At 61.3% G+C, this 11,792-nt stretch carries 9 protein-coding genes and 2 tRNA genes; 4 read left to right on the forward strand and 7 right to left on the reverse strand.

The window, feature by feature from the left end:
- Window positions 1-99: 99 nt before the first annotated feature.
- Together OKC40_RS00110 and OKC40_RS00115 are read right to left on the reverse strand one after the other, a co-directional pair.
- Window positions 100-174 (reverse strand) — tRNA-Gly (locus OKC40_RS00110).
- A gap of 38 nt (window positions 175-212) precedes the next feature.
- Window positions 213-297: transfer RNA gene (locus OKC40_RS00115), tRNA-Tyr, on the reverse strand.
- A gap of 263 nt (window positions 298-560) precedes the next feature.
- Here OKC40_RS00115 and coaA point away from each other — a divergent pair.
- Window positions 561-1,499: a type I pantothenate kinase gene (coaA, locus tag OKC40_RS00120; RefSeq protein WP_042063823.1), complete on the forward strand. Its 939-nt coding sequence runs from the start codon at window positions 561-563 to the stop codon at window positions 1,497-1,499.
- 80 nt (window positions 1,500-1,579) lie between these two features.
- Here the strand turns inward: coaA and birA are convergent, their stop codons facing one another.
- Both birA and murB read right to left on the reverse strand, forming a co-directional pair.
- Entirely contained in the window at window positions 1,580-2,545 is a 966-nt protein-coding gene (birA, locus tag OKC40_RS00125; RefSeq protein ID WP_270793782.1) for a bifunctional biotin--[acetyl-CoA-carboxylase] ligase/biotin operon repressor BirA, read from the reverse strand.
- The gene (murB, locus tag OKC40_RS00130; RefSeq protein WP_270793783.1) at window positions 2,542-3,579 is read right to left on the reverse strand and encodes a UDP-N-acetylmuramate dehydrogenase; all 1,038 of its coding nucleotides are present in this window, start codon (window positions 3,577-3,579) and stop codon (window positions 2,542-2,544) included. The genes birA and murB overlap by 4 nt, the downstream gene beginning before the upstream one ends.
- Window positions 3,580-3,706: 127 nt before the next feature.
- Between murB and OKC40_RS00135 the strand changes: the two genes are divergently transcribed.
- The gene (locus OKC40_RS00135; RefSeq protein WP_042657286.1) at window positions 3,707-4,360 is read left to right on the forward strand and encodes a potassium channel family protein; all 654 of its coding nucleotides are present in this window, start codon (window positions 3,707-3,709) and stop codon (window positions 4,358-4,360) included.
- Entirely contained in the window at window positions 4,357-5,712 is a 1,356-nt protein-coding gene (locus tag OKC40_RS00140; RefSeq protein ID WP_270793784.1) for a TrkH family potassium uptake protein, read from the forward strand. The genes OKC40_RS00135 and OKC40_RS00140 overlap by 4 nt, the downstream gene beginning before the upstream one ends.
- 106 nt (window positions 5,713-5,818) lie before the next feature.
- Here the strand turns inward: OKC40_RS00140 and OKC40_RS00145 are convergent, their stop codons facing one another.
- The 3 genes from OKC40_RS00145 to OKC40_RS00155 all read right to left on the reverse strand — a co-directional run bounded on the left by OKC40_RS00145 (window position 5,819) and on the right by OKC40_RS00155 (window position 10,383).
- Window positions 5,819-7,795, reverse strand: a complete 1,977-nt coding sequence (locus OKC40_RS00145; protein ID WP_270793785.1) for a DNA topoisomerase III — start codon at window positions 7,793-7,795, stop codon at window positions 5,819-5,821.
- A 67-nt stretch (window positions 7,796-7,862) separates the two neighbouring features.
- Complete coding sequence (locus tag OKC40_RS00150) at window positions 7,863-8,360, reverse strand: response regulator (protein WP_013724182.1); 498 nt, start codon at window positions 8,358-8,360, stop codon at window positions 7,863-7,865.
- 55 nt (window positions 8,361-8,415) lie between these two features.
- The gene (locus OKC40_RS00155) at window positions 8,416-10,383 is read right to left on the reverse strand and encodes an ATP-binding protein (RefSeq protein WP_270793786.1); all 1,968 of its coding nucleotides are present in this window, start codon (window positions 10,381-10,383) and stop codon (window positions 8,416-8,418) included.
- 277 nt (window positions 10,384-10,660) lie between these two features.
- Between OKC40_RS00155 and OKC40_RS00160 the strand changes: the two genes are divergently transcribed.
- On the forward strand, window positions 10,661-11,791 hold the full coding sequence (locus tag OKC40_RS00160) for a NapC/NirT family cytochrome c (RefSeq protein WP_270793787.1): 1,131 nt from the start codon (window positions 10,661-10,663) through the stop codon (window positions 11,789-11,791).
- The last annotated feature ends 1 nt before the right edge of the window (window position 11,792 follow it).

The raw sequence follows: 11,792 nt of genomic DNA on the forward strand, positions 1-11,792 counted from the left end.
ATCTGGTGGGGAAGAGAGGCTGGTGCTGACAGGCAGATTCGACTGCCGACCTCACCCGAGGGTGTAGCTCTTGGTATCGCTTGAGCCATATCAGCATCTTGGAGCGGGCAGCGGGAATCGAACCCGCATCATCAGCTTGGAAGGCTGAGGTAATAGCCATTATACGATGCCCGCATTTCTCTAACCCAAAGAACTCAAACCGCAGAGAAATATGGTGGAGGGAGAAGGATTCGAACCTTCGAAGGCAGAGCCGTCAGATTTACAGTCTGATCCCTTTGGCCGCTCGGGAACCCCTCCAGATGCCAGATTGTCACAACGGTAATTCTGCTTGCACCCGTTGTTTTTATCGCTTTTGCACGGCAAATAGACGACAGACAGTCAAGCGTCGCGCATTTTATTGTAAGGTTTTGGGGGATGCAACCATTGAACCCGGCAAAATATGCTTTATTGCCGGGAAGTTTGCAAAAAAGCGGGGGCAAACAAGCCAATCCTGCTGCGTCCCTTGTCGCTCCCCCCCCCTTGGTGTATGGTCGCCGTGCCCAAGAAACAGTGATGACACCATGACGACAGAGCATAACCCCTATCTGCAATTCACCCGCGATCAATGGGCGTTATTGCGCGATTCGGTCCCCCTGACCCTGACCGAACACGATCTGCAGACCCTGCGCGGGATCAACGAGAAGGTGTCATTGCGGGAAGTGGAAGAGATCTACCTGCCCCTCTCCCGCCTGCTCAATCTCTATGTCAAAGCCAAGCAGCGTCGCAGCCGGGTACTGGAGCAGTTCCTCGGCCAGTCCCGCGGCAAGGGTACCTATATCATCAGCATTGCCGGCAGCGTGGCGGGGGGCAAAAGCACCACGGCCCGTATTCTGCAGGCGCTGCTGGAGCGCTGGCCGGAACATCCGCGGGTAGAGCTGGTCACCACCGACGGCTTCCTCTATCCCAACAAGGTACTGGAAGAGCGCGGCCTGATGCGCCGCAAGGGGTTCCCGGAATCCTACGACATCCGCCATCTGGTGGAGTTTGTCGCCAATATCCGCGCCGGCCACGAGAAGGTAGAAGCACCGGTCTACTCCCACCTTATCTACGACATCATTCCCGATGAGAAGAAGGTGGTGGAGCAGCCGGACATCCTGATCCTGGAAGGACTCAATGTGCTGCAAAGCGGCATGGACTACCCCCAGGAGCCCCATCGGGTCTTCGTGTCGGACTTCGTCGACTTCTCCATCTATGTGGATGCCGATGCCGAACTGCTGCGCACCTGGTATATCGAACGCTTCCTCAAGTTCAGAAGCGGTGCCTTCTCGGATCCCGACTCCTACTTCCATAACTACGCCAAACTGGCGGAGAGTGAGGCGACCCGGATTGCCAGCAATATCTGGCAAGATATCAACTATCTGAATTTGCAGGAAAATATCCTGCCAACTCGTGAGCGTGCCAACCTGATCATGACCAAGGGCCATGAGCACGCCATCGAGCAGATCAAGCTGCGCAAATGATGACAGCGGTTGCCGGATAACGAAGAGGGGGCCCGCAGGCTCCCTCTTCTATTTGGCATCATCAGCGGCCTTGCTGTCCCTCAGTCGCCCCGGCGCAGGGAGAGCTCGCCCCCCAGATAGAATTTGACCCCTTCACCCGTCTCCAGTCGCAGGGCGCCGCGATCATCGATGCCACGGGCGATGCCGCGGATCTCCTGATCTCCCATCAACAGACGCACCGGGCGACCGGCAAAGTGATCGAGCCGGTTCCAGTCATCGACAAAGCTTGCCAACCCATGCTGCTCAAAGGTGTGCAGCGCCTGCTGCAGATGGACGAGCATTCGGGCCGCCAGCTGATTGCGATCCACCAGTTCCGGATTGATGTGGCGCAGCTCGGCCCAGGCCTGATCGATCTTCTCCCCTTCGCGGGCAGGCATTGCCAGATTGAGACCGATGCCGATCACCAGATGACAGCTGGCGCCGGCACTACCGCTCATCTCCACCAGTATCCCCGCCAGCTTGCGGCCCTGATAGTAGAGGTCGTTCGGCCACTTGAGCTCGACGCCCTGATAGCCAAGGGATTCCAGCGCCTCGACCACAGCAACACCGACCGCCAGACTCAGCCCCATGGCTGCCGCCATGCCTTGTTCGAGTCGCCAGTACATGCTGAGGATCAGCTGGCAACCGAACGGCGAAATCCAGGGTTTGCCACGGCGACCGCGCCCGGCTGTCTGGCACTCGGCCAGACAACTCTCGCCGGAGCGCAGCTCATTGACCCGATCCAGCAGAAACTGGTTGGTCGAGCCAATGACCGGAAAACAGTGCACCGGCGCCATCGGAGCCAGCGCTTGCAAGGTGGCCTGATCATAAAGCGCCATCGGCACCGCCAGCCGATAGCCCTTGCCGGTCAGGCTGAACAGATCCAACCCCAGCTCCTTGAGCGCCGCCATGTGTTTGCTCACCGCCGCCCGGCTGATGCCCAGCTGCTCGCCCAGCTGTTCGCCGGAGTGAAACTGGCCGTCGCTGAGCAGAGTGATCAGGGTCTGTCTGATGGGAGTCAACGTCATGAGAGCACCTCGTCGAGCCAGGTTTCACCGTGCGCGCCCATAAAGCGCACCTCGTGCTCCAGTACCACGCCAAACTTTTGTTCCACGCTATCACGGACATGGGCCGCCAGCGCGATCAGCTCCATGGCGCTGGCGCCCCCCAGATTGACCAGCACCAGCGCCTGCTCCTGATGAACGGCGGCGCGGCCGATGGCGAAGCCTTTCAGGCCGCACTGATCGATGAGCCAGCCCGCCGCCAGCTTGGCCTGCCCTTCTCCGGCCGGATAGCAGGGCATCTGCGGATAGCGCGCCTTGAGATTCTCCGCCAGCGCCGCAGGCACCACCGGATTCTTGAAGAAACTGCCCGCATTGCCGAGCACGGCGGGATCCGGCAGTTTGGCCATGCGGGTGGCACAGACGGTATCGAAGATGGCCTGCGCAGAAGGCGTGTCACCGAGCGCCGCCAGCGGGCCATAGCCCAGCACCGGCTGCCACGCCTTGGGCAGTTTGAGCCCGACTGCGGTGATCAGATGGGAATCCTGATACTCGTGCTTGAAGATGCTGTCGCGATAACCGAAGCGGCACTCTGCCGCCGCGATCCGCTCAATCTCGCCACTCTGCCAGTTGAACGCCTCGACATAGGCGCAGAAGTCAGCCAGCTCGACCCCGTAGGCACCGATGTTCTGCACCGGCGCCGCACCGACCGTACCGGGGATCAGCGCCAGATTCTCCAGCCCATACCAGCCCTGCTGCAGGCAGTGGCGTACCAGCTGATGCCAATCCTCACCCGCCGCCACATGCAGCAACCAGTGATCGCCACCATCTTCAGCGGCAATCCCCTTGAGCCGGTTGAGCACCACCAGACCGAGAAAATCGGTGGTGAAGAGCATGTTGCTGCCGCCGCCCAGATTGAGGCGCGGCAGCTGGTTGAGCTGCGGATCGGCACGCAGGGTCGCCAGATCGGCAACCTGCTCCACCTCGGCCAGCCAGAGGCAATAAGCATCGAGGGCAAGGGTGTTGAGCTTCAACAAGGAGGCGTTGGCATTCAGTTTCATCGGTCTATCCCGGCTTGGTGCAAGGACGCAGTCTACCTCAAGTTACCCCATGACGAAAAACCCGAGCCCTTTTCGGGGCAATAACAGTGGTTTACAGTAGACGGCTTCAACTGTTGAGGAACAACTCATGAATAACCAGTTTGCCGTCATCGGCCTTGGCCTGTTTGGCAGCGCGCTATGTGAAGAGCTGCAACGGCAAGATGCCGAAGTGCTGGCCATCGATATTGACGAGAGCAAGACCCGCCAAATCGCCGCTCTCTGCAATCACGTCATCGTCGCTGATGCCACCGATGAGGCCACAGTCGCCGAACTGGGGCTGGCCAATTTCGATATCGTCTTCGTCGCCATCGGCGATAACCTGGAGACCAGTATCCTCACCACCCTCGTCCTGAAAGAGGCGGGCGTGAAGAAGGTGTGGGTCAAGGCGCGTGACAAGTTCCACGCCAAGATCCTGCAGAAAGTGGGCGCCGACAAGGTGATCAACCCGGAGTGGGACATGGGCCGCCGGGTCGCCCAAAGCATGCTGGACAACCGGCTGTTCGACTATCTGGAACTGGGCCACAACATGGTGCTGACCGAGTTTGTCATCGGCCTGCCGCAAAATGGCAAGGCGCTCGGGGACCTTCATCTGCTGCAACAGAGCGATTTCCAGTTGCTCGCCATCAAGCGCGGTGAAGTGCTGCACAACGTGCTGACCGGCAAGATGGAGCTGCAACTTGGCGACATCCTGATCCTCGCGGGCAACAAGCACGCCATCGACCACTGGCTCGAAACCCTATGATCAACTGGCGCAGCAGCTACGCCTTTGCGCTGCATCGGGAGCAGGACTCCCGCTGGAGCGAGGCAAGGCTGATCCTCGGCAGCTTCCTGTTCATCCTGCTGGTTGGCACCATCTTTCTGGTGCAACCCTCCAGCCACAATGGCGAGGTCACCTTCGTCAACGCCCTGTTCACCGCCACCTCGGCCATCAGCGTGACGGGGCTTGGCGTGGTGGACACCGGCAGTGCCTTCACCCTGCAGGGGCAGATTTTCCTGCTGATGCTGATGGAGATCGGCGGACTGGGCCAGATGACCATGACCCTGCTGCTGATCGCCATCTTCAGCAAGCGGGTCGGTCTGCGCCAACAGGTACTGGCCAAGGAGGCGCTGGGACAGGAGGGCTCGGTCAACATCATCCAGCTGGTCAAACGCATTGTGCTGTTCGCCTTTATTGCCCAGTTGATCGGCACCGGCATCATGGCTATCCGCTGGGTGCCCGAGATGGGGTGGGTGCACGGCCTCTATGTCAGCTTCTTCCACGCGGTCTCGGCCTTCAACAACGCCGGCTTCTCGCTGTTTGCCAACAATCTTATGGACTATCGAGACGACCCCATCATCAGCCTGACCATCGCCGGTCTGCTGATCCTCGGGGGGATCGGCTTTACCGTCATCGTCGATCTGGTGCGTAACCGCCGCTGGCGCAAGCTGAAGCTGCACAGCAAGCTGATGCTGCTGATGACCCCGGCGCTGCTGCTGGCCGGTACCCTGATGTTCTGGCTGCTGGAGCACAACAACCCGGGCACCCTCGGCAAGGCAGGTATCAGTGGCCAGCTGCTGGCGGCCTTCTTCCACTCTGCCAGTGCCCGTACCGCCGGTTTCAATACCATCGATATCGGGCTGATGACCCCGGCGGCGCTGCTGTTTCTGATGATGCTGATGTTTATCGGTGCCGGTGCGACCTCGACCGGTGGCGGTATCAAGGTGACCACCTTCGCAGTGGTGCTGCTGGCGACCAAGGCGTTTCTGACCAAACGGCCCCATGTCACCGCTTTTGGCCGCACCCTGTCGCCCCAGATAGTGACCCGATCGCTGGCCATCATCATCGTCAGCACCATGGTGCTGATGCTGGCGATGTTCCTGCTGATGGTGACCGAGGATCTGCCATTCGACAAAATCATGTTCGAGACCATCTCGGCATTTGCCACCGTCGGCCTCTCTACCGGCATCACCGCCTCCCTGAGCGAGCCGGGCAAGCTGATCCTGGTGCTGGTGATGATCTGCGGCCGTCTCGGTCCCCTCACTCTGGCCTTTATGCTGGCCCGCCCGGTCGAGACCCGCATCCGTTATCCGGAAGAAAACGTCTACACCGGCTAAGTGGTGCCCTGCCATTACCGCGATAAAAAAGAGAGAGGGGCACATGGCCCCTCTCTCTTTTCCGCTGGCGGCTTTGGCACATCAGCCAGCAACGTCCCTCACACGGTCAAGCCACCTTGCTTCTGGCTGTGCGCTTGCCCGTACTCTTGCGAGGAGCGGCACCAGCGCCGCTGGCCGCCGGACTCTTGCGCTTGGTAAAACGCCGCTTGCTGGCACCCGGCGCCTCCTTCGGCAGGGCGCTGAAGCTGGCGCCGGAGTCCTGCCGTGCCCCCTCAATCAGGCCGTTGAGCTGCTCGGTGAGCGGCCCCATAAACTGCTGGTAGCTGCCGTGACGCTCGGCGATCTGGCCGAGGCTCTGCTCCCACAGCGCCGTCATATCCGGCGTGGTGGCGGTGGCGGGCAGCGCCTGCACCAGCGCCCGTCCGGTCGGGGTCGCCTTGATGCTCTTGCCTTGGCGCACCAAAAAGCGGCGCTTGAACAGCAGATCGATGATGCCCGCCCGGGTCGCCTCGGTGCCGAGGCCATCGGTGTCGCGCAGAGTTTTGCGGATCTCGGGATCTTGCACATAGCGGGCGATGCCGGTCATGGCCGCCAGCAGGGTGGCATCGGTAAATGACTTGGGCGGCTGGGTCATCTTCTCCAGCAGTTCGCCCCGCTCGCACAACAGTTGCTCTCCCTCTTTCAAAGCCGGCAGGGTGCCCGCCTTCTCTTCGTCGTCATCCTCCTCCACCCCGAGCAGCGCCTTCCAGCCCGCTTTCAGAATGCGGCGCGCCTTGGCCTGAAACAGGCCACCGGCGATGCGCAGCAGCACCTTGCTGTCGTTGTATTCGAACGGAGGATAAAACTGCAGCAGGTACTGGCGGGCAATCAGGCCATAGAGCTTCGCCTCGTCGGCCCCCAGCGTGGCGGGGTTGCCCTGCTTCTCGGTGGGGATGATGGCGTGGTGGGCATCCACCTTGCTGTCGTTCCACGCCTTGCTGCGGATCTTGCCATCCGCCTCGCTAACCGCCTTGGCCAGCGTGGGCGCTGTGGCGGCGATGGCGCCGCGCACCTGCTCGGCCCGCTTGAAGTGGTCGGTCGGCAGATAGCGGCTGTCGGAGCGCGGATAGGTGATGAGCTTGTGGCGCTCGTAGAGACTCTGGCAGATGTCGAGCACCCGTTTGGCATCCATGCCGAACCGCTTGGCGGCATCGATCTGCAAGCTGGAGAGGTTATAGGGCAGCGGTGCCGCCTGCTTGCGGGCCTGCTCCTCCACCGATTCGACCTGTGCGGGTTGGCCGTTGATCCGGCTCACCACCTTGTCGGCCAGCGCCCGGTTGAGCACCCGCCCCTCCTCGTCCTGCCACGGCAGGCAGGCTTCCGATGGCAGCCACTTGGCGGTGAAACGTTCATTGCCGTCGGTCAGCAGATGGGCCAGCACCTCGTAGAAGGGTTTGGGGACAAAAGCCTCGATTTCGAGATCCCGCCGCACCACCAACCCGAGCAGCGGGGTCTGCACCCGACCGACCGAGAGCAGCTCGCTGCAACCGGCCTTGCGCCCGAGCAAGGTATAGGCACGGGTCATGTTAATCCCATAGAGCCAGTCGGCCCGACTGCGGGCCAGTGCGGAGACCGCCAGCGGCACGAACTCCTTGTTGTCCCGCAGCTTGTCGAGGGCGCGGCGCACCGCAGGCGGGTTGAGATCGCTGATAAGACAACGCTGCACCGGCTTGGTTTTCGGGTAGCCGAGAAAGTCGATCACCTCATCCACCAGCAGTTGCCCTTCCCTGTCCGGGTCACCGGCGTTGACCACGCAGTCCGCCTGCTTGATCAGCCGCTTGATGACGGTGAGCTGGGTTTTGGTCTTGGGCTTGGCCACCAGCTGCCACTGGGCGGGGATGATGGGGAGGTGCTCCATCCGCCACTGCTTGAAGGCGGCGTCATAGGCATCGGGCTCGGCCTGCTCCAGCAGATGGCCGATGCACCAGGTGACCACATCCCCCTGGGCTGTTTCGATAAAACCGTCGCCCTTCTTGTGGGGCTTGGGCAGGGCATCGGCAATGGCGCGGCCCAGCGTGGGCTTCTCGGCGATAAAGAGTCGCATCGGTGGCTACCTGCAATGCTGTATATGCAGACAGTATACAACTGCCACCGCGAAAGCCCAACAGCCCCTATTCGTCGAACGGGTGATCGTGGATGGCGGCAAACAGCCGCGCCTGATTGAGCAGCGGCGCATAGTGGAAGGCATTTTCGCCATCTTCCGCCAGCAGGTAGTCGGTCAGCTGTTCGCGCACCGCCTCTTGCAGGGTCTCCAGCTTCCACGGCTTGGCAAGGTAGTAGTGCAGTCCGCCACGATTGACCGCCTCGACGGTGGCCTCCAGCCCCGCTTGCCCGGTCAACAGCAATTTGCGACTGGCACGGGTGGTGGCACGCCGGTTCAGCTCCACCAGAAAATCGACCCCCAGGGTTCCCGGCATGATGTGGTCACAGAGGATCAGCGCCAGCTTGTTGCCGTCGCTCTCCCACTCCTCCACCACCGCTCGCGCCTCATCGACGCTCTCGGCCGCCTCCAGCTCGAAGTGGGAACGGAACGGGGCGAGATCGTGGATCACCGCATCCAGTACCTCCCGCTCATCGTCCACACACAGGATTAGATAGTGTTTGTTCATTGCTCCTCCTTGGCGACATGGTTTGGCACGCCGCGCGATTGATGCTGGCGACGGCTCAGGCCGCATGCTCCTTGTTGTGGTGAGGCTCGCCCCCGTAACCGGCCTGCCCCATGCCGTCCAGCGGCAAACAGACCCGCATCCGGGTATAGCGGCCCGGCTCGGAGGCCACCTCGATCCGGCCATGATGCTGCTGAACTATCTGCAGCGAAACGCTCAGGCCAATGCCGAGACCGAAATGGCCCTCCCGCTTGGTGGTGAAGTTGAGATCGAAGATCCGCTGCCACAGTTCGGGCTCAATGCCGCAGCCGCTATCCTCGATCTCCACCATGGCCCACTCGGGATCCAGCAATCCGGTGCGAATGGTGAGTCGCCCCGGGCCGCTCATGGCATCCAGACTGTTGGCGATCAGGTTGGTCCACACCTGTTGCAGGGCGATGGGGTGACAGCGTACCAGCGGCAGCGGTTGATACTCCTTGCAGATCTCATGGTGCTTGAGGCGGTTTTCGAAAATCATCAGGGTATCTTCCAGCCCCTCGTGCAGGTCCACCAGCGAGGGTTCGAGCCGATCCTGCCGCGCATACTGCTTGAGGCTCTTGACCAGATCGCCGATGCGACGGGCACACACCTCGATATTGCGCAGGAAGCTGCCGGTCTGCTGGAACAGCTCCAGCCGGGATAGCAGGGCCTCCCGCTCGGCGGCGGTGCGGCTGGCAAACCAGCGCTGCCAGTTCAGCTCGTCATCCAGATTCATCTGCACCGCCAGCCGTGCCTGCTGACGATCGCCAAAGCGCCCCTCCGCCTGCCGGGTCTTGTCACGGATCTCGCTGGTCGAGACCGGCTGGGCGGTCAGCGCCTGACAGAGGGTCTGGTTGCCCAGCCCCTTGATGGGAGCAGGCAGTTCGAGATTGACCAGATCGGGGATGGCAGCTCGCAGGGTCTCGCTGCCACGGATGATGGCCGCCACCGGGTTGTTCAGCTCATGGGCGACACCGGCCACCAGCTGACCCAGCATCGCCATCTTTTCACTCTCCACCAGCTGGGCGTAGGCGGCATCAAGGGAGTTGAGAGTCTGTTGCAGCCGCATCTCGGTACGGATGCTGTTTTGCAGGCGGCGGTTGAAGTGGCGCAGCAGCAGATTGGTAAAGGAGGGGAGCAGTTCGCTGCGCGCCTGCATCACCCGGGAGAATTGCAGCTTGTCGAGCTTGATCACCTCGGCGCCAGTCAGGGTCACCCCGGTGGTGAAGGCGGGTTCGCCGGTGACGAAGGACATGCCCCCCACCAGCGAGCCGGTGCGGTAGTGCACCACCTCCTGATCGATGCCCTGCTCGTCCCGCTTGCGCAGCACCACCTCCCCCTTGGCGATAAACCAGAGGAAGCTGTTGGGCTCCCCCTCGCGGGTCAGCACATGGCCCGGACTGTAGTGGCGGCAGACCCGCGCCTCGTCATTGCCATCGAAAAACTGGTAAAGGCCGTCGATCACCACCCGCGATAGCTCTTCATCGCTGCAGTGGGTGTAATCCATAAAACCCTGCCGATAAGCCGCCAACTGGCGATCGACGTGGACCCGCAGCAACTTCTGGTTGTCGAGCACGGCGGCATAGCTCAGCAGATCAGCCTCGGGCTGGAGCAGCACAAAGTGGCTGGCCTGCTCGATCACCGCCCGACGCAGGCTGCCATCGCGCCAGGGGCGCTGCAGGTAGTAGTCGAGACGACCGAGGTTGACCGCCTCGATGATCGATTTCATCTCCGGCTGGCTGCCCAACAGGATCTTGCGGCACGCCTCGTGGCGGCTGCCGAGGCGGATCAAAAAATCGGCCCCTCGCCCATCCCCCAGCTCGCTGTCACACACCACCACGGCGGGCGGCTGCCCCTTGCGGTCCAGCTCGTCGAGGGCCAGCTCCGCCGACTCCTGCCCGACCACCACCACCAGCGCAAAATGGCCGAGCAGTGGGGTCAGCTCCTGTTCGAATTCGGTCAGCAGCTGCACGTTGGCGGCGACACACAGCAGTGAGAAAGGGCTCATCGGCGACACTCCGTTGTGGCTCACTGTTCACTATATCAACGAATTCTGTGGGGTTTTGCGAGGGGGATAACAGCTGTCGTGGAAAGTGAATAAATTGCTCAATCGACGATTAATTGAATTTAATTCCACTCAACAGTCAATATCAAAACAAAAGACAAAATGTGACGACCATCAAAAAATATAAACCATGATGAAGGTCAACGCCTTATTCCTGTCATTACTACTACTATTGGACTACTACTATGTTGGTAAAAATTGACCGTAGGAAAACGCCGCCATGATTGGAAAACTGATAAGAAAAACCTGGTTCTGGCTCCTGCTGCTCGGGGCCCTGCTGGGTGTCGCGGCACTGGGTATCACCGTGACCGTGCTGCACAAGACCAGCTCCACCGAATTCTGCGTCTCCTGCCACTCCATGCAGACTCCGCTCGCCGAGTATCAGGGCAGCGTCCACTTCCAGAACACCAAGGGGATCCGCGCCGAGTGTGCCGACTGCCACATTCCGGGCAATCCTACCTCCTACCTGTGGACCAAGGTGCGCGCCGTGAAGGATATCTATCACGAAGCGATCGGCACGCTCGACACGCCTGAGAAATATGAAGCCCACAAACTGCGGATGGCCCAGTCCGTCTGGGACGAACTGAAGGCCAACGACTCCGCCACCTGCCGCAGCTGCCACAGCTACGAGGCGATGGACATTCTGGCCCAGCGCCCCAATGCCCGTGCCGAGCACCCTGTCGCCATCAAGGAAGGACAAACCTGTATCGACTGCCACCGCGGTGTCGCCCACATCATGCCTGACATGAGCGGCCTGGCTGCCGCTGGTGCCAGCGAGCTGGCGCAGGCTGCGGCCCAGACTCCGGCCAACGTCACCACCCGTTACGCCATCGCCACCACCCCGCTGTTCCTCGATGCCGCCGCCAAGACCGACGAAGGCACCCTGATGCCCTCCACCAGAGTGGAAGTACTGGCCAACGAAAACGGCCGCGCCAAGGTGCAGATCGAAGGCTGGCAACAGGATGGCGTGAGCGAAGTGTTCTACGCCGCACCGGGCAAGCGGATCCTCAGCGTACTGGTCGGCGATGCCGCCAAGAAAGCGCTGGTCACCGGCCAGAGCGAAACCGACAGCGCCACCAACCTCACCTGGCATCAGGTCAAGCTGACCGCCTGGGTCGACCAGACCCAGCTCATCGGCGATCAGGGCAAGCTGTGGCAATACGCCTCCACCCTGATGTCCAACAACTGTACCGGCTGCCACGGCCTCACCGCGCTGGATCACTTCAATGCCAACCAGTGGATCGGCGTCATCAAGGGGATGGAATCTCGTACCTCCCTGACCCCGGAACAGGCTCGCATGCTGACCCAGTATGTCCAGAAACATGCCAGTGACATGAGCGCGGCCCACTAAG

It is taken from the genome of Aeromonas sp. QDB11, from assembly GCF_027705265.1.
In the GTDB taxonomy this organism is placed as follows: domain Bacteria; phylum Pseudomonadota; class Gammaproteobacteria; order Enterobacterales; family Aeromonadaceae; genus Aeromonas; species Aeromonas allosaccharophila.